The 26,076-nt window shown below is 69.7% G+C and carries 9 protein-coding genes and 2 pseudogenes; 3 read left to right on the forward strand and 8 right to left on the reverse strand.

What is annotated here, in order from left to right; translation table 11 throughout:
* Positions 1 to 55 precede the first annotated feature (55 nt).
* The 4 genes and pseudogenes from SGA01_RS00115 to SGA01_RS00125 form a co-directional block, all read right to left on the reverse strand.
* Positions 56 to 1,390, reverse strand: a complete 1,335-nt coding sequence (locus tag SGA01_RS00115; RefSeq protein WP_141292248.1) for a nicotinate phosphoribosyltransferase — start codon at positions 1,388 to 1,390, stop codon at positions 56 to 58.
* A gap of 119 nt (positions 1,391 to 1,509) precedes the next feature.
* Positions 1,510 to 2,109: pseudogene (locus SGA01_RS41405) on the reverse strand (Acg family FMN-binding oxidoreductase); the annotation flags it as partial.
* Positions 2,104 to 5,498, reverse strand: a pseudogene (locus tag SGA01_RS00120) (DNRLRE domain-containing protein); the annotation flags it as partial. The pseudogenes SGA01_RS00120 and SGA01_RS41405, both read right to left, overlap by 6 nt.
* A gap of 250 nt (positions 5,499 to 5,748) precedes the next feature.
* Positions 5,749 to 6,912, reverse strand: coding sequence for an agmatine deiminase family protein (locus SGA01_RS00125; RefSeq protein ID WP_141292249.1), 1,164 nt, complete (start codon positions 6,910 to 6,912; stop codon positions 5,749 to 5,751).
* A 278-nt stretch (positions 6,913 to 7,190) separates the two neighbouring features.
* Here SGA01_RS00125 and SGA01_RS00130 point away from each other — a divergent pair, with 278 nt between their 5' ends.
* The gene (locus SGA01_RS00130; RefSeq protein ID WP_218037796.1) at positions 7,191 to 8,192 is read left to right on the forward strand and encodes a magnesium and cobalt transport protein CorA; all 1,002 of its coding nucleotides are present in this window, start codon (positions 7,191 to 7,193) and stop codon (positions 8,190 to 8,192) included.
* Positions 8,193 to 8,304: 112 nt separating this feature from the next.
* Here the strand turns inward: SGA01_RS00130 and SGA01_RS00135 are convergent, their stop codons facing one another.
* Positions 8,305 to 11,493 carry a VCBS repeat-containing protein gene (locus tag SGA01_RS00135; RefSeq protein WP_141292251.1) on the reverse strand — a complete coding sequence of 1,063 codons (3,189 nt, stop codon included), beginning with the start codon at positions 11,491 to 11,493 and terminating at the stop codon, positions 8,305 to 8,307.
* Between the two features lie 646 nt (positions 11,494 to 12,139).
* Here SGA01_RS00135 and SGA01_RS00140 point away from each other — a divergent pair.
* Together SGA01_RS00140 and SGA01_RS00145 are read left to right on the forward strand one after the other, a co-directional pair.
* Positions 12,140 to 20,080 (forward strand): ricin-type beta-trefoil lectin domain protein, encoded by a 7,941-nt coding sequence (locus SGA01_RS00140; RefSeq protein WP_229917733.1) that lies wholly within the window; start codon positions 12,140 to 12,142, stop codon positions 20,078 to 20,080.
* A gap of 1 nt (position 20,081) precedes the next feature.
* Positions 20,082 to 20,462, forward strand: a complete 381-nt coding sequence (locus SGA01_RS00145; protein WP_141292253.1) for a hypothetical protein — start codon at positions 20,082 to 20,084, stop codon at positions 20,460 to 20,462.
* Positions 20,463 to 20,519: 57 nt separating this feature from the next.
* Here the strand turns inward: SGA01_RS00145 and SGA01_RS00150 are convergent, their stop codons facing one another.
* The 3 genes from SGA01_RS00150 to katG all read right to left on the reverse strand — a co-directional run bounded on the left by SGA01_RS00150 (position 20,520) and on the right by katG (position 25,841).
* Positions 20,520 to 22,016, reverse strand: coding sequence for a hypothetical protein (locus SGA01_RS00150; RefSeq protein ID WP_141292254.1), 1,497 nt, complete (start codon positions 22,014 to 22,016; stop codon positions 20,520 to 20,522).
* Positions 22,017 to 22,058: 42 nt separating this feature from the next.
* Complete coding sequence (locus tag SGA01_RS00155; protein WP_229917665.1) at positions 22,059 to 23,510, reverse strand: RNB domain-containing ribonuclease; 1,452 nt, start codon at positions 23,508 to 23,510, stop codon at positions 22,059 to 22,061.
* A gap of 147 nt (positions 23,511 to 23,657) precedes the next feature.
* Entirely contained in the window at positions 23,658 to 25,841 is a 2,184-nt protein-coding gene (katG, locus tag SGA01_RS00160; protein WP_141292255.1) for a catalase/peroxidase HPI, read from the reverse strand.
* Between the last annotated feature and the right edge of the window lie 235 nt (positions 25,842 to 26,076).

The raw sequence follows: 26,076 nt of genomic DNA on the forward strand, positions 1-26,076 counted from the left end.
GCGGTACCCGCTCGCCCCTTCGGGCGCGCCGGAGCCACGGCGTGCCGCCGCGGTGCTACCGCCCGGCTCGCGTCCGCGCCTCGGTCCGGTGCCGGACGACGGTCGTCAGGGCCGACAGCCGCGTCGTCACGACGGGCACCGGTGCCACCGGGCGGTCGATGCGCCGGGCCTCCTCCGGCAGCGCGGCGAGATCGGCCTCGAAGCGGGCCCGGGCGGCGTCCAGGGTGTCGGGCGGCTCCGTGCGGAGGCCGCCGCGCATCACGGTCCGCAGCAGCGCCTCCGTGCCCTCGGGCGGCTCCTCGTTCGCCAGGCCGATGACGTCCCGAAGCCCGGGGCCGCGGTGGACCTGCTTCCGGCCCGGAGCCGTCACTTTCGCCGACGACAGCCTCATGACGGGCTGACCGGCGTACTCGACCAGTTCGTACGCCGCGTCGAGATACGGGGCGTCGGCGGCCGTGCCGACCTTCGTCCCCACGGCGTACACGTCGATGGGCGCCCCCGCTCGTACGAGCGCGTCGACGCCGTACTCGTCCAGGCCGCCGCTCGCGATGACCTGGACGTCCCTCAGCCCTGCCTCGTCGAGCGCGGTACGGGCGCGTCGGGCGAGCGCGAACAGGTCGCCGCTGTCGAGGCGGATCCCGCAGCCGGGACCGGGGCCGAGATCCTTGAGGACGCGCGCGGCGGTCGCGACGCCGCGGTCGGTGTCGTAGGTGTCGACCAGGAAGGTCACCGGGCCCGGACGGGTGCGGGCGAAGGCCCGGAACGCCTGCTCCTCGGAGCCGAAGGCCTCGACGTACGAGTGGGCCATCGTGCCGGAGGCGGGGATGCCGTACCGGTTCGCGGCGGCGAGGTTGCTGGTGCCCGCGAAACCGACGAGCGCGCAGACGCGCGCCGCCTGCATGCCGGCCTCGGGGCCGTGCGCGCGGCGCAGGGAGAAGTCCACGAGGGGCCGACCGGCGGCGGCGAGCACACACCGTGCCGCCTTGGAGGCGACGGTCGTCTGGTGGCAGACGAGAGACAGCAGGTACGTCTCCACGAGCTGCGCCTGCGGAAGCGGCGCGGTGACTTCGAGAAGGGGCTCACCGGCGAAGACGATCCTCCCCTCGGGCACGGCGCGCACCTGGCCGTCGAACGACAGGCCGTGCAGCGGTTCGAGGTCCGCGACGGGGCACCGCAGAGCCTCCGCGAAGTGCTGGAGGTCACCGCCCCCCACCCGGAAGCGGGAGAGGTGGTCGAGGGCGGGTTCTAGCCCCGCGGCGACGAGGAATCCTCGGCCCGGCGGAAGGTCACGGACGGAGAGGCCGAAGGTGGCCGGTGCGCGCATGTCCTCCCGCACGTACGAGAGCGCCATCGTGACCTCGTACAGGTCGGTGGCGGTCACCTGGGACATGCTTCGAGCATGCGCTGCCCGCCCCCGACCCGCACGGGAACGGCCGGACGTGCCTAGGCCGGGCCCCGGGCGGTGAGGTCGCACCGTACGTCCACGACCCCTGGTCCGGAGGCCCGAGCTCAATCGAAGCTGAGCACTTCGGAGACGGGCCGGCGGGGCGTGGCCCGCCCCTGGGGGCCGTAGCCCAGACGGAACACCATGTGGACGAAGCCGACCTTCGAGCTGGGGTCGCGTGCGTCGGAGCGGAGTTCGGGCCACTCCAGGGGCTGGGACATGAGGGAGGTGGAGAGACCGTCGAGGGTGGCCTGCAGCAGGACGCGCTGCATGGCCTGGCCAGCCTTCAGCCACTGCTCCGGGGTGTCGTCGGCAGTGCCGAGCAGCGCGATCTGCGGGTTCTTCTCGAAGCGTGCCGAGACACGGCCGGGCACCTGACGAGGGGCGTCGAAATCCCTGGCGGGGGAGGTCACGTCGTACTGCCGTGGGCCGAAGGCGTACGCGGGGACGCCCTCGGTGGCGGGGCCTTCCCCGACAGCGCCCGTGCGTGTCCAGGCGGCGATCTCCGCTCGTACCGCTTCGTCCGCCGCCTCGAACAGTTCGGCGGTGTGGACGAGGCCCATGACGGTGTCGGTGTGCCAGGCGCCCGGTACGACCAGTCGGCAGCCCTCCAGCAATGCCGCGGCACGGAGCCCGTCGACCACTTCGGAGGGGATCCGCCGGTCGAACTCCGTCGTGTCGATGTGACCACCGGGAGCGGCCGAGTTGACCTGTCGGCCCGACGCGCCGAGGTAGTGCACGTCGGCGCGCTGGTAGTCGGAAGCGTTCAGTGCGGTGCCGGAGGCCGAGGCGGGGATCGCGTCGGCGGGGAAGACGGCGGTCGCGTCGGTCGGCGCGTCGAGCTGGCCCCATGTCTTCACGTCCGCGGCGCCCATGCCGTACGGGGCGGCGGCGCCGGTCAGCGGCACGTCGTAGACGACGCTCGTGGTGGCGGTGCCTTCCTGGACGTCCGTGGTGCCCTGCTTGAGGCCGGACCGGGACGCGTTCAGGAGCATGCCGTCACCGGCGGTGGCCGCGTTTCCGGCCTTGCCGTATGTGAACGTCCAGGGCAGTTCACCGGGCGGCACGAGCGTGGTGACGCGTCCCTCGGCGTCGTAGCCGTACTCGGTCTTCAGCGGCGGGTTGATCTGGGGGTTCCATGCCTGGCGCAGCCGGTTGGCGTCGTCGTAGACGTAGGTCTGCACGGCCTTCGAGGTCGCCGCGGCCGCGCCCGGGGCGGTGCTCCACAGGCGGACCTCCTTCACCTGGCCGGCCACGTCGCCGAAGGTGCCGGCGGTCGCCGTGGTGGAGGTCGCGTAGACGAACTCCAGGGCGCGGCAGCCCTTGGTGGCCGGGTCGGCCGCACAGCCGGCGGTGGTGACGGCCGACGTGGGAGCGATGATCCGCTTGGGGCGGGCAGGGTCTTGCCGTCGACGGCGACGGTCTCGGAGACCACGGTGACGGTGGAGTTGGACACGCCCTCCATCAGGGTGCTGGAGACCTGCCAGGTGGTGGCGGAGGCGTCGGGCTTGGTGAACTCGGTCACCGTGCCCTCGTTGTCGGTCAGGGTGAACGTCGCGGTCACCCCGCCCTTGAGGGTGAGCTCCTCGGCGCCCGGCTCGGCGATCCAGCCGGTCCTGGCCGTGTTCGAGGTGAAGTGGGTCTCGTCGCCCTCGGAGCCGATGACGGCGACCGCGGTGTCGGAGATCCGGCGGACGTGGGAGTAGCTGGACGCCCACTTCCGCGGCGGTGCCGGCCACCCACTCCTTGCCGAAGATCGGCGCCTGGCCCTCCTGCCTGGCCGCCTTGTCGGGCGTACGGGAGGACGCGGTACGCGCCAGCGAGGGGCCGAACGCGGAGGCGTCCGTGGTCGACAGCGTGAACTCGCCGGTGAGCAGGTTCACCGAGCCGGGGCCGATGTCGGTGGAGGCGGCGCCGGAGGCGTTGCGGTCCACGATGACCTTGAGCGGCTGGGTGCTGCCCGTCGCGGCGTCGGGGCCGGTGAGGTCGGCCTTGATCTGGACGCTGCCGTCGGGGTTGACCGTGTCGGTGGCGTTCCAGACGAGGGCGGCGTTCTTTCCGCCGGTCATCGGTACCGGCCAGCCGGTGAGCGGTGTGCCGCCGGAGGTGACGTGGCCGGCGGGGATCGGGACCCAGGGGTCGGCCTCGGAGCGGCGCCAGGAGAAGGCCGCCGCGTCGTACCTGGTGCCGTCCGGCCTCGGCGACCAGGGTCAGGCGGCGCGCGGTGCGTTCGCCGTCGGCGGGCTGGACGAAGCCGCCGGGGCCGGCGTGGAAGGCGTACCTGATGGCCTCGGACTTGTTGTCGGCCTTGTCGGCCTGCCGTACCTGGAGGGTGTGGGTGCCGTCCTTGGGCGGGGTGACGGTCAGGGCCTTGGCGGTGGTGGCGCCCCCGGTGGCGACCTTGGTCCAGGTCACTCCGTCGAGGGACCATTCGAGCCAGTTGTGGTCGGTGCCGTTCGGGGTGACGGTGAAGGTTCCGGCCTGGCCCGCGCCCTTGACCCAGGTGTTCGGCGGGTAGTCGGTGGAGGCGATGCCGGTGGGTGCGGACGGGGCGGTGGTGTCGACCGTGAAGGTCTTCCACTCCGACCAGCCCAGGTTGTAGTGCGTGCCGTCGTAGGGGCTGCTACGGAACTTGTACGTCTTGCCGTTGGCCAGCGCACCGGCCGGCACGGTCACCGGGGCGGGCTGTCCGGACGGCACGAACGCCGACCGCAGGACCGCGCCGACCTGGGTGTCGGTGACGGAGTCGAAGATCTGGTAGGCGCCCTGGGTCTTGTCGCCGTTGGGGTCGAGGAACGTGTCGCGCAGGGTCGGTGTCGCGGTGTTGACGACGTAGGCGCCGGAGTAGGAGAAGTACGGCGGACCGGCCTCCTGCTTCGTGCCGGTGCGAGGCCGGTAGTTGTAGGTGACGACCAGCTTCGGGGGGTTGGTGGCGGCGTTGGCGGAGTTGACCCGCTTCCACTGCGCGGTGATGTTCTCGTCGGAGGCGCGCAGCCCCATGTGGGACTTGGCGGCCTTGGCCGAGGCCCATTCCTGCACCATCGTGGTGACGTTGGCGTTGATCCAGCCGTCCGGCTGGATGGCCGAGCAGGAGGCGTTGCCGCGGGTCTCGGTCGAGGTGGCCTTCGCCGCGATCCACGCCGGCTGGGCCGTCCACCGCGACCCGGTCGAGGCCGCTCCGGTGGACCACAGGGTCGACCGTCACCGGGTACTTCATCGCCGGGTCGGTGAGGAATCCGGCGTCCGGGGTGAGGGTGAGGTCGACGCCGCCCTTGGTCTTGACGGCCTTCATCGCGACCCTGGCCTGGCGTGTGTGCTCACCGGAGACGGGGTCGACGGTCGCGTCCCACATCACCGGGGCGGGCATGACCGCGGACTTCCTGGACTTCTTGTCCGTGAACAACACGCTGCCGTCGGGGCGCGGTTCGACCTTCAGGCCCTTGGTCCTGAGCGGCAGGGTGTAGGAGAAGCCGGCCGCGGGCCTGGACTTGATGTCGACGAACTGTTCGAAGCCCGTACGGGTCGCCTCGATCACGACGTCGGCGCCGGGCACCGCGTCGACGTAGGTCGCGCGGGTGCCGTCGAGCAGGGGTGCGGGCAGGCCGCCCCGCCACTGGAGGGTGATCTGCTCGTCGCCCTGACCGAGGGTGACCAGGTCGGTGGCCGGTGCGGACCGCGCCGCGAGGAGGGATCGCGCGGGCGCGCCGGTCCTGCCCGACAGGGTCAGACCCTCCGGGTGGGCCTTGGCGGCGACGGAACCGTCCGCCTGCGCGGCGAGGTCGACATCCACATCGCGCCAGGCGTCCGTGACCGCATCCTTGAACCGGACCGGTCCTGCGGACAGCTCGGTGGTGAGGGAACCGTCCTTGTTGGCCCAGGTGGTGGAGGTCTCGGTGCGTTCCGAGAGTGCCTCGACCCGTCGGCCCGACAGCCGCGCGGCGACGCGCGCGGAGCGGATGTCCGCCGCCTGGGTGACGGCGGGCCTGTCGGGTGTGGCCGCCGCCGGGAGCGGTGCGGCCGTCGCTTCGGCGCCGTTGAGGAGCGTGAGGGACATGGCCAGGGCGAGGCTTCCCGCTATGCAGCCGGAAGCCCTTTCGCGCCAGAGGCGTCTGCGTCTAGATGGCGCAGACCTACCAGGCATCATATTTCTTCGATCTCCAGTTCGAATATATGTGTATGGGTGGGGTGTGGTGAACATGGGCACGTCGCCGCGCGTGTGCCGAGGGCGGGTGCCGGACCACTCCGTCGAGTGGGTGGCCACCAAGAGGGGTCGGGGGCCACCCACCTCGGCCGTGCGCCGCGGGTCAGACCGCGGGGGGCGCGACGGGCTGGGACTGGGTGGCGCAGTGGATGCCGCCGCCGCCGGAGGCGATGTTGTCGATCCTGACCTGGACGACGGTCCGGCCGGGGTAGGCGGCCCGCAGGATGCCGTAGGCCGCGTCGTCGGCGTAGCTGTCGCCGAACTGGGGCACGAGGAGTGCGCCGTTGACGGTGTAGTAGTTGGTGTAGCTGGAGAGGAAGTCCGTGCCCTTTCCTCGGATGTACCGCCGGTCGGGACCGGGGAGCTCCGTGATCTCCAGTCGGCGACCCTGGGCGTCGGTGGCGCTCTGGAGGACCTTCTTGGTCTCGTTGTAGACGGCGACCCACTTGCTGCTGGCGCCGGGGCCGGGCTGGTCGAGGATCACCTTGCCGGGCGCGACGAAGCGTGCGAGACAGTCGATGTGGCAGTCCGTGATGTCCTGGCCGGCCAGGCCCGGGACCCAGATGACCTTGTCCGCGCCGAGGGCCCACTTCATCGACCGCTCCACCTGATCCTGGGTCATGCCCGGGTTCCGGTTGCTGTTCACCATGGAGCTGACCGTCGCCATCAGGGTGCCCTGGCCGTCGGCCTCGAGCGATCCGCCCTCGCCGACGAACGGAGCCTGGATCCTGTTGACCCCGTACTGGCTCAGGAGGGTCGTGGCCGCCGCGGCGTCGTTGGCGTAGGGCTGGTAGTAGCTGGTGCCGGTCTTGCCCCAGCCGTTGAAGTTGGTGTCCACGCCGGCGACGGCGCCGGGCGCGACGACGAAGGTGGGGCCGAAGTCGCGGATCCACAGGTCGTCGACGGGAATCTCTATGACCTCGATGCCGTGGTAGGCGCCGGGGCCGCAGATGTACCGGGCGTCGGCGGCCTGCGAGGGACGGGCGAGCACGACGACCGGCTCGAAGCGGGAGATGGCGTAGGCGATGCGCGCGATGTCGTTGCGGACGCCCTCGAGCTGCGTGGACCAGACCGACGACAGCGCCGGCCAGGCCATGAAGGTACGCACGTGGGGGTCGGTCTCCGCGGGGACCCGCAGGGTGGTGCCCGATGCGGCGGTGGCCGCGACGGCGGGCGTGGGCAGTGCGGCCCCGAGGGTGGCGAGCGGCACGGCCGTCGCACCGAACTGGAGAAGCCTGCGTCGGGACGTGAGGGGCGACGTGGACATGAGGGCTCCCTTGAGGAGGGTCGGCTGATTGCGTCGCCCATCCTGGCCTTAACTGAAAATTCAGTCAAGATCGTTGATACGGCTACTTGGTGAGCTCGGCGGGCCGGTGCGAGGACATTCCCGATGAGTCGGAGGAACATCTACTTCTGTGAGGTCGGCACGGCGCGCCACGCCGACAGTGGGCAGGGGGTGGCGCGCGGGTGGTCGGCCATGAGGAGGCGGCCATGATCGTCGACTGTGCACATTATCGGGACGGGCGTCGCCAGCACGAGGGCGCGATGCCACTGGAGCAGGCGGCCGCACGCTGCAAGCTGGGCGGGTTCGTGTGGCTGGGAGTCTTCGAACCGGGTCCTGAGGAACTGAGCCGGGTCCGCGAGGTCTTCGGACTGCACGAGCTCGCCGTCGAGGACGCCCGTACCTTCCACCTGCGGCCGAAGGCCGAGCAGTACGAGGACGGCACCGAACTGATCATCCTGCGCACGGCACGCTACGACGACGAGCGCGAGGAGGTCGACACCGGCGAGATCAGCATCTTCCTCGCCGAACACTTCGTGATCACCGTGCGCCAGGGCGTCGCGAGCGAGCTGCACGAGGCGCGGAGCCGACTCGAAAGCCGCCCCGAACTCCTGAAGACCGGTAGCGCGTCCACGCTGTGGGCCATCTTCGACCAGGTGGTGGACAGCTACGCGCCGGTCGTCGAGGAGCTCGAACGCGACATCGAGCAGATCGAGGCCACCGTGTTCTCCGGGGCGGTCGCCCCGACCCAACGGATCTACTCCCTGCGCCGAGAGGTGACGGACTTCTACCGCGCCGTGCACCCGCTCCTCGCCGTGCTGGGGCGGCGCCTGCAACCCGGCAAGTCGCCACCCGCGCTCCTGCCGTACATCCGCGACGTGCACGACCACCTGCTGCTGGTGAACGAGGAGGTCGCCGCCCAGCGCGACCTCCTGACCACGGTCCTGGAAGCGAACATCGCGGTGATCTCCGTCGAGCAGAACAAGATCAATCTTCGGCAGAGCGCCACGATGGAGCGGCTCACCATCCTCGCGAGTGTGTTCCTCCCGCTGTCCTTCGTGGTCGGGTTCTTCGGGCAGAACTTCGACTGGCTGGTCAGCCACATAGGCAGCTTCACGGCGTTCCTCGTCCTCACCCTGGCGGGGCTGCTGCTGCCGTGCCTGATGCTCTACGTCTGGCTGCGCCGGCGCCGCAGCCATCCACCACCCCCGACATCCGAGGTGACCGGCACCGTCCCGCGCGAAACGACGGCCCCCAGGGAGTGAGGACGAGCGCCCGGTCCCTCGGCGTCAGAGAAGCGTCAGACGCTGTCCCGAAGTAAAGGGGTGAGCCCCGGCGCCGTGTGGCGCCGGGGCTCACCCGGTGGTCGGGCCTGACTCACCCGAAGGCGAGCTTGTCGCCCCAGCCCGATCCGATGACCGTCTTCACCGGGGGGTTGGTGTTGGTGAGCGACGGGTGGTAGATCGACATGTGCCCGTCGGACTTGAACCGGGCCCAGATGTCCGGGATCCCGTCGCCGTTGATGTCCGGGATGCCGATCGCCGCGTCGACGTTGGCCTCGGTCCAGCTGCTGCCGAACGGCTCGTCCCCGTTGGCGGCGTTGGCGGCCAGCATCAGGGAGTTGAGGTCGACACCGCCGGCCGCGGCGGGCTTGCCGCGGCGCAGGTACATGTTGCCGTTGTCCAGGTTCCGCCAGAGCAGGTCGGCCACGCCGTCCTTGTTCACGTCGGCCAGGTTGACGATGTCACGGCGTGCCCAGGCGTCCGCGTTCATCTGCGTCGCGGCCCTGAAGGCACCACCGGTGTAGCCGGAGAGCACCCAGAACCCCGCCGCGTCGCGCAGCACCACGTCCGGCAGCTTGTCGCCCGTGATGTCGCCGAGGACCTTCATCTGGATCCAGGTGGACGGCGCCGGCGCGTTCGACGGGAGCCGCACCTTCATCCGCTGCCCGACGTCGAAGGAGCCGTAGCCGTCACCCGGGTAGAGCCAGAAGCCGCCGTCCGGGGTGCGGGCGAAGAGGTCCGTCGTGCCGTCGCCGGGATAGACGTCCTGGTGGTGGCCGATCAGCGCGGCCTTGTTGCCGAGCGTCGAGGCGGGGTCGTACCAGTGGCCCGGCGGGTTGAGCGTCGTCGTGCCGTCCTTGTTCCGGAGGTACGAGGACGTCAGCGCGGCGTACAGCTCGCCGCCCGGCTGGTCCGTGCCGGCGACGGGCGTGCCCGGGTACGTCTTCAGCACGCCCTCGGGGTCGATGACCAGCAGGTCGGGGGTGCCGTCGCCGCCCGTGTCACCGGGGGCGTCGGCGTTGTTCTTCGGCGGGACGTAGGTCGTGTGGTCCGTCCGCTTGCTCGGGTTGCCGAGGCTGTCGTAGGCGTACACCTGAAGGGTGTTGGGCCCGGCGGTCAGCGGCTTGAGTTCCGGGACGGTGGCGACGCCGTTGGCGTCGGCGTTGACCGTGACCGGGGCGATGCCGCCCCAGGCGTACGTGAACTTCACGGCGCCGGGGGACTCGAAGGTGATCGGACCGGTCTTGCCGAAGCTCACCGTCGCCCAGGTGGCGCCGTCCGGGGTGACCGGCAGCCACACGTCACTGGTGACGATGGGCTGGGACGGTCCGCTCGGGTCGACCGTGATCCGGCAGGGCTCGGTGCCCGGCGGGTAGTTCGAGGATGTGGCACCCGCCAGGTCCTCGCTCATGGCGTCCCACGAGAAGGTGGTGTTGGTGACGATGTCCTTCAGCAGCGGGTCGGTGACCGGGATGGTCAGCGTGGCGGTGCCGCCGGTGGCGCCGATCGTGTAGTAGGTGCCGGCCGGGACCGTGCCGCCCGTCTTCCAGAACCGGAACCGGACCCGCTTCATGTTGTTGTCGGGGTCCTTGGCGGTGACCCGCAGGGTGATGTTGGTCTTGCCGACCGTCACTCCCGCGCCGGGACCCGGAGTGCAGGGACCACCCGGGGTCGAGCTGCCGGTGGTGGGCTCGGACGGGTTGCGGTTGTAGACGGACTCGATGACCGCGGAGGTCGCCTTGAACTTCCGCCAGGTCTGGGTGTTGCCCTCAAGGGTGGCCCGCATGCCCAGGGTCACGGTGGCATGGCCGTTGGTGGTGGCGTACTGGGCCGCGTCCTTGACGTTGAACGCCTCGTAGTCGTCCGGGCAGGTCGAGCCCGACCCCGGCCAGCCGTGCGCGAACCGCTTGCGCTGGATCTCGTCGGACCAGCTCGGCTGCGCGCTCCAGGTCGTACCGGAGGAGATCGGGCCGGTGCGCCACAGCTGGAACTCCATCGCCGTGCAGGACCAGGAGTGGACGTTGAGCACCTTGAAGGTGGCGCTGCTGATCGTGGCGCCCTTGATGGTCTTGTCCCAGTCCATGCGCCAGAACGAGCGGGCGGTGCCGTTGGTCTCGTTCTCGCTGCCGACGCGGGCCTCGGAGGTGCCGGAGTTGAAGTTCGTGCCGTTGAAGAAGCTCGTCGTCGGGTACGGCTTGTAGGCCACGGTCCAGGCGTCCCAGCCGGGGTTCAGCGGCGGGTCGACGAACAGCGGGTAGCGGACGCCCTCGCGGCCGGCCAGACCGGTGGCGGCGAAGCCGAGCTCCAGGCGGGCGGCGCCGGTGTTCTCGCCGGCCAGGGCGATCGGCAGGGGCGCGGACTTCGCGCCGGGCTCGATGCCGCTGAGGCCGGACAGCTTCAGCACCTGCGCCGGGCTGTCCGTGGCCGTCAGGTTCGGTGCGCCGTCGGGCAGTTCGGGGTCACGGCCGCTGGAGTCCCAGGCGAAGGGCGTGGGGATCGAGGCGATCTCCTTGCCGGCCTTGTCCAGGACGCGGACGCGGCTGGCCTTGCGGTCCTGCCGGAAGACGGCGGTGTCCGAGCGCAGCCCGTACGTGACGGTGGCCAGGGCCTTCTGGCGGGCCGCCTCGGGGGTCTTGACGATCAGGACCTGGGCCAGGCCGCCCTCCTCACGGGCCACGAGCAGCAGGTCGACGCCCGGCAGCACCTCGGAGTAGAGGGCGCGGGGGCCGTCGAGCACCGGCTCGGGCAGGGCGCCCGGCCAGGTGTACGCGATGGTGTGACCGCCGCCGAGGTCGAGCTCGGCCAGCACCGTCTCGCCCGGCTTCCCGGCGCGGGCGAACGAGCGGTCGGCGCGGTTCTTCGGCGCGTTGCCGCTCGCGAAGCGGACGGGGGCGGCCGGGTTCACGGGTGCGATGCCGAGGCCCCGGGGAGCCTTGGCGGTTCGCCTGAGGGTGTTGTCGATCGCGGCCCACTCGCCCTTGGCGTTCTTCGCGCGGGTGGGTGCGGCCGTGGTCCGGGTCCTGAACTGCCCGTCGGGCAGCGCCCAGGTCAGCGAGGTGGCGGTGGTGGCCGTGTCGACGAGCACCTGCTTGCCGGTGCGCAGGGCCTGGGCGATGGCGGCGGCCTCGTCGCGCGGCCCGGTCGCCGCGGGCCTGGCGTCGGTGGAGCGGCCCCCGGCGGTGGTCGGAGGCGGGCCGTCGGGCTGCCACCAGGGCAGCAGGGCGGCGGTCAGGGCGGCCAGGACGAGGCCGATGGTCAAGGACAACCGCGTGCGCGTACGCACGAACGGTATGAGGTATCGGGGCGGGGCGGTCACGGCGGTCTACTCCCGTGGGGACCAAGCGGATGGGGACAGCACAGACAGCCCCGTACGGCGGTCCGCGGGGCAGGAGGCGCGCACACGATCACACATGCGAAGGTCTGCGTCCACGCGTGACGATGTTGTGAATCCGTTACGCGAATCCGGAAAGGGTGCGACGGGGCGTCAAGTGCGCCCGGTTCAGGGCATTTCCGGGGGGTGTATCGGATGCGATCGGCGGGCGTTTCCCTGATCCGCCTGATGGGCCGTTACCGGAGGGATCTGATCCCTTTCGGGGCGTGACGTAGATCACTCGGTGCGGTGTTCGGCCTGTATACCGATCTTGAATTAAGTGGTGGACATGACAGAGAGTGCGCACGCACGCGCCTGAGCAAGGCGTGTGCCCTTTGGTGTTTTCGCACCTCGTCCGTTGTCTGAATTGCCAGGGTGGGAGTCGGCGCGTATGCGTGCTTCAGGTCCGCTGTCACGGCTGGGGCGAGGACGCCCAGCCTTGACGGAGTCACAACGAAGGCGCCGGCGGCGAAGCCGCACGGCGATCGTCCTCTTGTTGTCCTCGACATTGACGGTGACCAGCCTGGCCGGCCAGGCGCTGGCCGTGCCCGGCCCCGGCATGAACCGCGAACAGAGCGTCGCCGAGGTCGACCTGCCGGACCTGCCGGAGGCCAGCGACGTCGCGGGCAACGACGCCGCCGACAAGACGCTGTCCCTGGCACCGGAGAACCCGGTCACCCTGTACACGCCCACCAACACCGCGGCGTGGGCCTCCGGCACCGGCAGCGTGCCGATCGCGGCGACCGACGCCCCCGGCACCATGAAGGCGGTCCAGGCCGGCGCGACCACCCTGCCCGTCGCCATCGGCGTACCCGAGGGCGGCGATCCCGCCGCCCTCGCCGGCAACTGGACCGTGGGCGTGGCCCCGCAGACGACCTCGCAGAGCGCGGGCGTCTCCGGCATCGTCATGAAGCTCACGCCTCCGGCCACGGTCGACCCGAACGCCGAAGTGGCGGTCGACATCGACTACACCGGCTTCCGCGACATGTACGGACCGGCGGCCGCCGACCGCTTCGGTCTGGTGCTGCTGCCCGAGTGCGTCTACTCCACCCCCACCGAGGGCGACTGCGCCGCCGGCGGCGGCATGACCGCGATGTCCGGCTCCGACGGGGACAAGGACGTCAAGGACGGCAAGAAGGACTTCCAGCGGCTGCGCAGCACGGTGAAGACCGTGCCGGCCAAGGACGCGCCCACCCGGGCCACCGCGGCCAAGAACGCCAAGACCCGCCAGGTCCTCAGTGGCACGGTCCCGGTCTCCAGCCTCGTCGGCGAGGGCTTCGTCCCCGCCAAGGCCACGAAGGCGTCCTACCAGGACGGGGTCCGGCCCGCGGTCTCCACGAACGGCGGCAACGCCCTGGGCGGCCTCGACACCGGCTCCTCGGTGCAGGGCGACTTCACGGCCTCCCCGCTGCTGTCCTCCGGCTCCTGGTCGTCCGGCTCGTCCTCGGGCGCCTTCACCTACGCGTACCAGGTGCAGGTCCCGGAGACCGCCGGCGGTCTGATGCCGAAGATCCCGCTGTCGTACTCCTCGCAGTCCGTCGACGGCCGCACCTCGTCGAGCAACAACCAGGCCTCCTGGATCGGCGACGGCTGGGACTACAACGCGGGCTCCATCACCCGCACGTACGCCAACTGCCGCCAGGACTCGAAGAAGCCGGGCTCCAACAACTCCACGCACCGCACCGCGGACCTGTGCTGGGGCTCGGAGAACGCCACCCTCTCACTCGGCGGCATGACCACCGAGCTGGTGTGGGACGAGACCAAGAGCACGTGGGTCACCGCCAGCGGCGACGGCTCCAAGGTCGAGCGGATCACCGGCACGGACCGCGGCAACGGCGCCCGGCTCAACGAGTACTGGGTCGTCACCACCAAGGACGGCACCAAGTACCACTTCGGCATGAACAAGCTGCCGGGCTGGTCCGACAAGGGCACCGCCGAGAAGACCGACGACGACCCGACGACGGACTCCGTCCTCACCGTCCCCGTCTACGGCAACCACAGCGGCGAGGACTGCTACAAGGGCCCGACGACCACCGACTGGACCAACTCCTTCTGCACCCAGGCCTGGCGCTGGGGCCTCGACTACGTCGAGGACGTCCACGGCAACGCCATGTCGCTGTGGTGGAAGAAGGACGAGCAGAACTACTACGCCCGGAACTTCAACTTCAAGGCGCCGGTCGCCTACGACCGCGACGGCTGGCTCGACCACATCTACTACGGCCAGCGCAAGGACAACATCTTCACCGCGACGGCCCCGGCCCGTGTCGGCTTCACGGTGGCGGAGCGCTGCTACACCGTCGACGACGTCACCTGCTCCAACGCCAACTACCTCTCCAAGGACCCGCGCAACTACCGGCCGTGGTTCGACACCCCCGTCGACATGCGCTGTGAGGCCGACAAGCCCTGCTGGAACGCAGGCCCGTCCTTCTGGACCCGCAAGCGTCTCGACACGATCACGACCTCGGCCCAGCGGCGCACCGACACCACCGCCCGCCAGGTCGTCGACGAGTACGCCCTGAAGCAGAGCTTCGCCAAGCTGCGGACCGGCCCGAACACCGCCCTGTGGCTGGAGTCCATCCAGCGCACGGGTTACGCCCGCAAGGGCACCACCGACGCGAGCGTCAAGCTCAACACGGTGAAGTTCGAGCCCCACGCCGAGGACATGCCGAACCGGGTCGTGGAGTACAACCCGCACCGGCCCGGCTTCTCGCGGCTGCGCATCGGACGCGTCGTCAACGAGTACGGCGGCGAGACCATCGTCACGTACAAGCCGGCCGCCGGCGACTGCGCGTCCGGCGACCTGCCCCGGATCGTCCAGCAGTCCGGGGAGACCCGCGCGCAGGCCATCGCCAGGCTGCAGCCGACGCTGAAGGCGAACGACCGTCTCTGCTACCCGTCGTTCTGGAACCCGGACTCCGAGTTCGAGGACATCGACTGGTTCCACAAGTACGTCGTGGACACGGTCGAGGAGCTGCCGAACATCGACGGCAGCTTCCCCACCAGGACGGAGTACCAGTACAAGAACCCGGCCTGGAAGCTCGCCGAGGCCGAGTTCACCAAGAAGTCCACGCGCACCTACTCGCAGTTCGCCGGCGTCGAGCAGACCACGGTCCTCACGGGTCCGGTCGTCGAGGACACCGCGGACGCCCCCGGCCAGCGCTCCAAGGCCGTCACGCGCTTCTTCCGCGGCCTCGGCGACACCGTGTCCGTCAAGGACATCGCCGGTGTCGAGATCGCCAAGGACGAGGAGCCGTTCGCCGGCCGGATCGCCGAGGAGCTCACCTACCTCGACTCCACCAAGGCCGACTCCGAGTGGATGAGCCGCAGCACCACCAAGCCCGCGGCCACCGAACTCGCCAGGCGCAACCGCGACGACGGCCTGAGCCCCCTGCGGGCGTGGCGGGTCACGGAGCCCGAGGACATCGCGTACACCCGGTCGTCCGGCACCAACACCGACGACGCGCGCACGCTGCGCACGGTGAAGACGACGACGGAGTACGAGTCGACGTACGGTCTGCCGACGCTGGTGGAGTCGCTCGGCGACACCGAGAAGCCCGGTGACGAGTTCTGCACCAAGTCGGAGTACGTCCACCAGACGGCGAAGAACCTGATCGGTCTGACCAAGCAGGTCCTGGTCTCGCCGACGACCTGTGCGAAGGCCGACTGGGCGGACTACGGTTCGCTGAGCGCGGGCAACCGTGCGGCCTACGACGGTATGGCGTACGGCACCGCACTCGGTGCCTCGACCCGCGGTCTGGCCAGCGAGGCGTGGTCGCTCAACGGCGCCGGCACCGGCTTCCAGTCCGACGGCACCAAGGAGTTCGACGCCGTAGGCCGCGTGGTCAAGCAGACGCCGGCGGAGCAGCTGACCCAGCCGACGCCCAAGTCCTCCACGATCAAGTACGAGCCCATCGGGCCGGCCACCGGCCAGGTCTTCAAGGTCACCACGACCAACGTGCTCGGACACAGCCAGATCCAGGAGCTTGAGCCGGGCCGCTCGGTCACCGTGAAGGCGACCGACGCCAACGGGCACGTGAGCGAGGCCGTCTACGACCCGATGGGTCGCCTGTCCGAGGCGTGGGCCCCGGGCCGTACCCCCGGCAGCGGCGTCGCGGACTTCCGTGCGGTCTACATGATCCCCGAGGAGACGACCGACCCGACCGACTCCAAGCTCAAGATCCGCAAGCCTCCGTACGTCACCACCTACGCGCGTGGCTACGAGGACCGGATCGAGACCTCCGTCACCCTCTACGACGGCCTCGGCCGCGAGCGGCAGACGCAGGAGGAGGCCGACAACGACTCCGGCTGGCTGATCACCGACACGCTGTACAACAACTCCGGTGAGGTCTACCAGACCAACAACGCCTACCTGACCCAGGACGCGACGCCGGGCGAGCTGTTCAGCCCGCTGTCCGACACGGCCGTTCCCAACATCACGCGCTACACCTACGACGGTCTCGGCCGCGTGATGCAGGAGACGCCGTACCTCAAGTGGATCGACCCGGACACCAAGGAGTCCTTCTCCAAGCCGTACGAGGACCGGGCCGTCCGCTACGAGTACGGCGAGGACTGGTCGAAGGTCATCCAGCCGCAGGGCGACTCGTCCTACCGCGTCTGGACGGACGCGCTCGGCCGCACCGTCCGCACGGACACCTTCAACCCGGCGGCCCCCGGCGGGTTCACGTCGACGCGCTACCAGATCGACTCGCGCGGCCAGGTCGTGAAGGCGATCCCGTCGGGGGATCCGACGCACCCGTGGTCGTGGACGTACGGCCGCAACGGCCAGATAGAGACGTCGACGGACCCGGACTCGGGTACGAGCCGCAACACGTACGACGCCTTCGGCCGGGTCCAGTCGACCGAGAACGACCGTGGCGTCAAGGTCTGGTACGGCTACGACGAGTTGTCGCGTCCGAAGGAGATACGCGAGGTCGGCGCCGCCGGCAAGCTGCTCTCCTCGTTCGGGTACGACACCGTCCCGGGCGGCAAGGGCATGCCCGCCACCGCCACCCGCTACACCGACGGAGAGGCGTACACACAGGCGGTCAACGGCTACACGAAGGAGTACCAGCCGACCGCGACCACGCTGTCCCTGCCGCAGTCGATCGTCGACACCTGGGGTCTGAAGAAGGACTACCGGTACGACTACACGTACAACGACCGCGGCATGCTGGACGAGACCACCCTTCCCGAGGTGGGCAAGTTCGGCTCGGAGAAGGTGGTCGTCCGCTACAACAAGGACGGCAAGCCGCTCTCCCTCTCCGGCAAGGACTGGTACGGCTCCGAGATCACCTACGACGCGTACGGTCAGGTGCTCCGCTCCACGCTCGGTGCCCAGCCGTACCGCGTGTGGACGCAGAACGCCTACGACGAGTCCAGCGGTGAGCTCACCGAGCAGTCGGTCTATCGAGAGAAGGGCGCCACCGACCCCGCCACCGACAAGAGCGTCGTCGGCGGCAACCTCGTCTCGAACCGGGGGTACACCTACGACCCGGCCGGCAACGTCACCTCGATCCAGGAGAAGTCCACCGGGATCGCGGAGCGCCAGTGCTTCGTCTACGACCCGGTCGGGCAGCTGAAGTCCGCCTGGACCTCCAAGGACCAGACGGGCTGCGTCAACCCCAGGAACCCGGACGGCTCGCTCAACAAGAACACGGACGGCACGCTCCGCGCCGCCGTGGGCCCGGACAGCTCCGGCTACTGGCAGGAGTACGAGTACGACCTGCTCGGCAACCGCACCCGGCTGACCGAGAACGACCTCACGGGCGACACCACCAAGAACGCGGTCACCACGTACGCGTACGGCAAGAACGCCGCCAAGGACCAGCCGCACTCGCTGACCAAGGTGACGAAGAAGTACAAGACGCCGGCCGGCGCCGAGGTGACCGCCGAGGCGACCCGGCTGTACGAGCTCACCGGTGAGACCAAGACGATCACCTCGGTCGAGAACGGCGACAAGCAGGAACTCAGCTGGACGCACGACGGTCTGGTCGACCGGATCACCGGCGCGGGCACCGGCGGCAAGACCCCGTACGTGGGTCTCGGCCAGAAGTGTCTGGACCTGAAGTCGGGCGTGGCCGCGGCCGGCCAGCCCCTCCAGCTCTACGCCTGCAACACCTCGGTGGCGCAGAACTTCACGTTCACGCCCACCCCGGGCACGGCTGCGGCGCCGCAGACCGATGCCAACAGGGGCACGCTCTCGGTCCACGGAAACTGGTGCCTCCAGCCCGCGGCCAACACGGCCGGCTCCGCGCTCCAGATCCAGAAGTGCGACGGCACCTCGAAGCAGGAACTGAAGCGCAACGCCTCCGGGCAGCTGACGCACGTCGACTCCACCCTGTGCCTCGCGGTGCAGGGCGCGGCGAACGTGAACGCGACGCCGATCGTGCTCGCCACCTGCGACGCCGCTTCCGCGGCCCAGCAGTGGCTGCCGCAGAACGACACCCGTCACATCTACGGCCCCGACGGCTCCCGTCTGCTCACCATCAAGGGCAAGCAGGCGACCCTCCACCTGGGCGAGGCCGAGGTGACCGTCCAGCAGGGCGGCGTCCTCGTCAACACCCAGCGCACCTACCCGGCTCCGGGCGGTGCGGTCATGCGCTACGCCTACGGCACAGGCGCCGAGACCCTGGTCGCCCAGACCTCGGATCATCAGGGCAGCGCGTATGCGGAGGTCGCCCTCTACGGCGGCCAGTCGGTACGCATCCGCAAGCAGGACCCCTTCGGCAACGAGCGTGGCACCGCCGGTGCCAACCTCCAGAACCACAAGGGATTCCTCGGCAAGACCCGGGACGACTCCTCCGGCTTCCAGCCGTTGGGCGTCCGCCTGTACGACCCGGTGGTCGGACGTTTCCTGTCCGTCGACCCGATGCTCGATCTGAACGACCCGCTGCAGTCGAACGGGTACGGCTACGCGCAGAACAACCCCGTCACGTACTCCGACCCGACCGGGCTCGCGATCAGCCTGACCGCATCGGAGAAGGCCGCGGCGCTCGCCGGCGCCGGTCTGTCCGCGGCGCAGGTCGCGCAGGCCCAGGCGATGCAGGGCAAGTCCCTCACGTCGGTCATCCTCGCCGTGGCGTGGGAGACGCTGAAGGACTTCATCGGCATCAACGACGCCATGGCGTGCTTCGGCGGTGACATGTGGTCCTGCGTCGGCATCGTGGTCGACGCCGTCCCCTGGATGAAGCTCGGGAAGATCCCGTCCCTCATCAAGGCGGTCAACCGCACGATCGATGCCATCAAGGCGTTCAAGGCGGCCAAGAAGGCGGCCGAGATCGTGCTGAAGGCGGCCAAGGCAGCCGAGGCAGCCGCACTGAAGGCCAAGAAGGCCGCTATCGAGAAGGCCAAGAAGGAGGCCGCCCAAAGAGCGAAGAAGAAGGCCGCGGAAGCCGCCAAGAGAAAGGCCGACGAAGCGGCCGCCGCGAAGCGGAAGACGGGTAACCCCGTCCAGAAGCAGTCCCAGTCGAAGGCCGCACCGAAGTCCTCCTCGCAACCGAGCAAGGGCGGCGGAAGCAAGAGCTCCGGCGGCGGAGGCGGCGGCAAGTCCGGCGGCTCCTCCCGCAGCAGCGGAGGCTCCAGCGGTGGTGGTGGTTCCGGCAAGGCCGGTGGCGGCAGCGGTGGCGGCAGCGGTTCCTGCCCGACCGACAACAGCTTCGTGCCCGGCACGAAGGTGTTGATGGCCGATGGCTCCACCAAGCCGATCGAGAAGGTCAAGGCCGGCGACAAGGTCAAGGCGACCGACCCGAAGACCGGGGAGACCCGGATCGAGACGGTCACCGCGGAGATCACGGGGCAGGGCCTCAAGAACCTGGTCGACGTCACCGTCGACGTCGACGGTGCGGCCGGCTCGAAGACGGCCCGGGTCACCGCGACCGACGGCCACCCCTTCTGGGTCCCCGAGCTCGGCAGGTGGATCGACGCCACCGACCTGAAGTCGGGCGAGTGGCTGCAGACCAGCACGGGTACCTATGTACAGGTCACCGCCGTCCAGCGGTGGACCGGTCAGGGCGCCACGGTTCACAACCTGACCGTCTCGGACGTCCACACGTACTATGTCGTGGCGGGCAGCGCCCCGCTCCTGGTCCACAACTGTGGAAGGAACCAGGACGGGTATCTGTACCGCGGTCTTGCCCGGGGGCACCACCAGTACGATGCCGCTGCCGAAGGCCGTGCGGTTCCCTTCGGGGGCAACCGGACCATCCAACAGCACTCGGGTTCGAACCAGACAGACAGCCCCTTCACGTCGTGGACGGATGACCCCGACACGGCCGCGGAAAGTGCCCAGACGCTGAACGAGACCTGGGTCGGGGAAGGTGTGATCCTGCGTATCAGGGTGGCAAACATCGATCCCGCCATCGGGCCGTCGAGGAATATTCAGATCCACGACTCGCCCTATGAGAACTGGGGTGAGGACGAGCATCTCATCGTCGGTGAGATCGAGGCCGACGAGATCAGCTTCGACCTCGGGAATACCTGGTCACCCGTAAGGCGGCGATGAGATGAACGAAGTATCCGCGAGTGAACTGCTCGCCGCGTGGGAGTCCGGATCCGAGGTCAGTGTTCAGGCCCAGAATGCACTGCTTTCCGGAGCGCATTTCAAGGTCTGGCCCGACCCCGTTCCGGCGCCGAGACTTCGGGGCATCCTGCGCCGCAGGGTGACAGCCACGCAACGGCGCGGCAGGCCGGTCGTCGGGGCCACGGAATGCCTTGCGAGTCTTGCCGAAATGGGCGAGCGGGGCCTTCTTATGGGCTACGTGGACGAGCGCGAACGAGCGGGATACTGGTTTCAGCTCTATCTCGATCCGCACCCGCTCAAAGTGATCGGATGCGTCAAGGTCGGCATGTCCCCCGGAGATGACCCCATCACCGGCACCGTATAAAGCCCCAGCGGCCCCACCGGATCTGTTTCCGGTGGGGCCGCTGGGTTTTCTGACATGTCAGCTCACCGGCAGGCAGTGGTCGAGGAGTGCGTGCATGCGGGGAACGGGGAGGGAGGGGTTGGACGCGGCGCTCTCGGCGGTACGGGGGTCGGCGAGGAGGGTCTCCAGGACTTCCGGTGACAGGCTCGGGTTGGTGGCCGCCGCCCGGCGCACCGACGCGTCGGGGTCCTCCAGCGGGGGGTCGGGCAGGGCGGGATCGGCTGCGGCCAGGGCGCGTACCTCGGGATCCGAGTGGTCGACGAGGTGAGCCCAGCCGGTACGGGGGAACGCGGGCAGCGCCAGCAGGTGCGGACGGTGGGCCGGGCGGGTGACGAAGACATCCAGGAGGAGATGCGGCGGAGCCAGCGGGTGGTGGCAGGCCAGCCGGATCCTCACCTCCTCGTCGTCGTCCTGCGCGAGCGTCTCGACGAGCCCCGCCGGCAGGCCCGGCCAACTCGCCGCGACCTGGCGGAGCCCGGGTTCCTCGGACACCGCACAGGCGGCGAACCAGTCGGGCGACGGCCCGACGGCCGGCTCGGTACGCGACGGGATGAAGGGCTCGCCCATCGGGCAGGTGCAGTCAGGCCCGTGCCCGACGATCTGATCGATCGCCCGGTACTCCGCCCAGGTACGGGGGAAGGGGTGGAGGCGCGCGTACATCCGCACGCCCTCGTGCGGGTCCTCCCTCAACTCCGCCACCAGGTCCGGTCCCACGTCGGGCCGGGCGGCGACCGAGGCGCGGACAGCCGCGCCGGGGTGGCGGGTGAGCCGGGCGAGGGCGTAGGCCGGGGTGTGCGGGTTCCGGGCCATGGGGAGCACCGTGCCGTCCGCGAAGCCCTGTTCGACGAGCGCGGGGGACAGAGCGCATGAGTCGAACACAAATTCGTTGCGCGAACCGAAGGACGGCAGCATGGCCTCCACCCGTTCCGGGTCCTGCCTCCAGTTCCTGTCCTGCGCCGCTTCACGGACCGTGGGGTCCGGATCGTCGAGCAGCGCCGCCCGCTGCGCCGGGGTGAGGGACTCCCACCTCCAGGTGGCCGTTCTGCGGAGTTCGGGGTGCTCGTGGCCGGCGATGGAGCGGAAGAAGGACAGCGGGATCTGCCGGGACGAATCGAGCTCCGCGATGATCTCCTTCGCGGTGACCTTGTTGTCCTCGCCCCCGTCCTGGGCCATCAGGAGGGTCACGAGGATGTCGTCCGGCAGCGGTCGGACCCTTCGGGGGAAGCCGCGGGGGCCGGAGGCGAGCCACGCGCGGACGAGCCCCGACGGGTCCGTGGCCAGGCGGGCGAGCCGCGCCGGGTCGACGTACTGGTTGCGGGCGAGCGCGCGGCGGACGACTCCGGCAGGGTGGTGCAGGGCGGCATCGACGACGGCATCAGGCAGGTCGCGTCCCTCGCACATCAGCAGGCCGGCCTCACCGGCCGTTCGATCCAACAGGCGTACCAGTACGTCGGAGGGCGCCGCCGGATTGAAGGCGATGCCGCGCAGCCACCGTTCACACGGAGAGTCGAACACCGCGTCATCCTGCCACCTCGCCTTCCGAAGGCTTCGGGCGCGCTACGCCGTACGGAAGAGGATCTTGTGCTTGCCGGGGAAGAGGGGGTCGGCCCGCATGAGTCTGGCCTGGACGCCTGTGCCCAGGTCGAGCTCGGCGTCGGAGGTGATCCTGCCCATCACGGCGGGTTCCGCCAGGTGCAGCGTGCCTTCCTTCGGCCTGCCGTCCTCCGCGTCGGTGTTGATGACCGTGCCGACGAAGATCTCGCCTTCCCGGTCCTTCAGCAGCGCGGCCTCCGCCAGGTCCACCGCCCTCCGGTCGGCCAGCTTCCCCTTCCCCCGCGCCATGTCGCACGGCAGGCACTGCAGGGCGTTGAGCACCCAGTCCGGCGGGGCCTGGCCGGCGCACGCGGCCACGCACAGCTCACCGGTGTAGCGGTCGATCAGGCGCCGCAGCGGGGCCGTGGAGTAGGTGTACGGGGCCGCGATCGCCGCGTGGCCCGTGTGCTTCGGGATCCGGTGGTCGCGGAAGGTGGCGTACTCCGCCCTGAGCAGCATGGCGGTGGCCTCGCTGAGGAAGGCCATCTGCTTCCGGTCGGCCGGATCGAGGGAGTTGACCAGCTTGGCGTACGAGACGTCGGGCTTCCACTCGATGCCCAGGTCCTTCGCGATCCCGCGCACGCGATCGACCTCGTCCTGGTCGGTCTGCTCCTTCTGGGTCCGCAGGATCCCGGTACCGCTGTCCAGCATGATCCGGGCCGCGGCCATTCCGGTCATGAGGGAGATCTGCTCGTTCCAGCCCTCCACGGGCAGGGTCGCCACGTAGCTCAGCCGGAACGATCCGTCCTGAAGGGTGACCTCCTGGTCCGGCAGGTTCACCGCGACCCCGCCGCGCTCGGCCTCGACGGCTTCCCGCAGCCTGCCGATCTCACGCAGCAGGGCGACGGATTCCATGGCCGTGCCGGCGTCGATGTCCTGCTGGACCCCGGCATAGTCGAGCTTGGCCTGGCTGCGGACCCTGGCCCGGCTCACGGTCGAGCCGGTCACGTTCCCCTCGGCGTCGAGGTCGTGCTGCCACAGCAGGGCGGGGACGACCTGGTCGGGGAGCAGGCTGGCCGGCCCCTCGGAGATCAGGGGCGGATACAGGGGCACCTTGAGGTCGGGGAAGTACAGCGTCTCGATCCGGTCGCGGGCCTCGGCCTCCATCACGCTGCCGGGTTTGACGAAGGTCGTGACGTCGGCGATGGCGTAGTGCACGCGGTACCCGCCACCGGGCCGCCGCTCCAGGTGCATCGCCTGGTCGAGATCCCGCGAGGTCGGCGGATCGATCGTGAACAGCGGAAGGTGGGTGGCGTCCTTCTCGGGCAGCTGGAAATGGTCCTTCGCCTCCTGCGCGGCTTCCAGCACATGCACGGGAAATTCCACGGAGGCCTTCAGCTCGGCCCGGATCTGCCGCAGGCCTTCGAGCAGGGCGTTCCGGGCCTCGGGGGACATACGCATCTGACCGCGTCGCATGCCCCGAGCGTAGGGCGGCGACCACGGAGCGGCGCGGTGAGCGGGTCCGGGCGGGGGAGAGCGCCCGCACGACCGAGGGCACCACGCTTCCCGGACCGCCTGATGATGTCCCGGTCCGCCGGCGGACGGCCGACCGGGACATCGGACTCACGCGAGCTCGAACCGATCGAGGTTCATCACCTTGTCCCACGCCGCCACGAAATCACGCACGAACTTCTCGCCCGCGTCCTCGGAGGCGTAGACCTCCGCGATCGCGCGGAGCTGCGAGTGCGAACCGAAGACGAGGTCCACGGCGGTGGCCGTCCACTTGGTCTCGCCCGTGGTGTGATCCTCGCCCTCGAAGACGTTCTCCGCCGTGGCCGACGGCTTCCACTTCGTGCCCATGTCGAGCAGGTTGGCGAAGAAGTCGTTGGTCAACGTCTCCGGCCGGTGGGTCAGGACGCCGTGCGGGGATCGCTCGAAGCCGGTGTTCAGGGCCCGCATGCCGCCGGTCAGGACCGTCATCTCGGGAGCGGTCAGCGTCAACAGGTTGGCGCGGTCCAGGAGGAGGGTCTCCGGCGACAGCTTCTCACCGGCCCGCAGGTAGTTGCGGAACCCGTCCGCCCGGGGTTCGAGCACGGCGAACGACTCCACGTCCGTCTGCTCCTGCGAGGCGTCCGTGCGTCCCGGTGCGAACGGGACCGTGACGGCGTGCCCGGCGTTCTTCGCGGCCTGCTCGACGGCCGCGCACCCGCCCAGGACGATCAGGTCGGCGAGCGAGATCTTCGCCCCGTTGGAGCTGTTGAAGTCCTGCTGGAGCTGTTCGAGGGTCTGCAGCGTCTCGGTCACCTCCGGCTGGGCGTTGACCTCCCAGTCCCTCTGCGGTGCGAGTCGAATCCGCGCCCCGTTGGCCCCGCCGCGTTTGTCGGTGCCGCGGAAGCTCGCCGCCGACGCCCAGGCGGTGGTGACCAGTTGGGGGACGGACAGTCCCGAGGCGAGGATCCTCGCCTTGAGGTCGGCGATGTCCTTGTCCCTGACCAGCTGGTGGTCGACCGCGGGCACAGGGTCCTGCCACAGCTGCGGTTCGGGAATCCACGGGCCGAGGTAGCGCGAGAGGGGTCCCATGTCGCGGTGCAACAGCTTGTACCAGGCCTTGGCGAACGCGTCCGCGAGCTTGTCCGGGTTCTCGTGGAAGCTCTTCGCGATCGGCGCGTAGATCGGATCCAGCTTCAACGAGAGGTCCGTCGTCAGCATCATCGGCGCGTGCCTCTTCGACGGATCATGGGCATCGGGCACCGTGCCCTTCGCCGAGGGATCCTTGGGGGTCCACTGCTGTGCGCCGGCCGGGCTCGTCGTCAGTTCCCAGTCGTACCGGAACAGGTTGTCCAGGTACCCGTTGTCCCACTTCGTCGGCTCGGTCGTCCATGCGCCCTCGAGCCCACTGGTGAGCGAGTCCGCGCCCTTGCCGCTGCCGTACCTGTTCCGCCAGCCGAGGCCCTGCTGCTCGATGGGGCCGGCCTCGGGTTCCGGACCGATGTACGAGGGATCGACGGCACCGTGGCACTTGCCGAACGTGTGGCCCCCGACGATGAGCGCGACCGTCTCCTCGTCGTTCATCGCCATACGCGCGAACGTCTCGCGGATGTCCCTGGCGGCCGCGATCGGATCCGGGGTGCCGTTGGGCCCCTCCGGATTGACGTAGATCAATCCCATCTGGACGGCACCGAAAGGACCGGCGAGTTCCCTGTCACCGCTGTAGCGCTCATCCCCGAGCCAGGTGTCCTCGGGCCCCCAGAAGATCTCCTCGGGTTCCCAGATGTCCTCTCGCCCGAATCCGAATCCGAACGTCTTGAAGCCCATGGAATCCATGGCGCAGTTGCCGGCGAAAACCAGAAGATCGGCCCAGGAGATCTTCCGGCCGTATTTCTGCTTGACCGGCCAGAGGAGACGGCGCGCCTTGTCGAGGCTCGCGTTGTCCGGCCAGCTGTTGAGGGGAGCGAAGCGCTGGGCGCCGGAGCCGCCACCGCCTCGGCCGTCGGCGATGCGGTACGTCCCGGCGGCATGCCAGCTCATCCGGATGAAGAGCGGTCCGTAGTGTCCGTAGTCGGCCGGCCACCACTCCTGCGACGTCGTCATCACCTCGATGACGTCGCGCTTCAGCGCGTCGACGTCGAGGGTCGCGAACTCCTTCGCGTAGTCGAAGTCCTCGTCCATCGGATTGGACTGGGGAGAGTGCTGGTGGAGCACCGTGAGGTCCAGCTGGTTGGGCCACCAGTCCCGGTTCGTGCTCGGGCGGGTCGACGTGGGGGTGGGGGTGGGGATTACCGGGTTTTCGCTTTCGCTGCCGGGCACGTCCGTCCCTTCTCTCTGTCTCGGTGTTTCCGTCTGCTGCCGGCGGGGACCGCATCGGCGTCCGTATGGTTGCGCACCGTGGACCGCACCGGCAGGGGAACACGCAGAGCGCCCCCGCATAACAAAGTCGAATTCCGGTGGAAGGTGTCATTTTCCGATCATCGTGATGGCGCTGTCGGGGTGCGAGAAACAGTCCCGGGGAAAGTCACCCCTTCCGCTTCCCGTCGGAACCGGG

Origin of the sequence: Streptomyces gardneri, assembly GCF_006539185.1 — a bacterium.
In the GTDB taxonomy this organism is placed as follows: Bacteria; Actinomycetota; Actinomycetes; order Streptomycetales; family Streptomycetaceae; genus Streptomyces; species Streptomyces gardneri.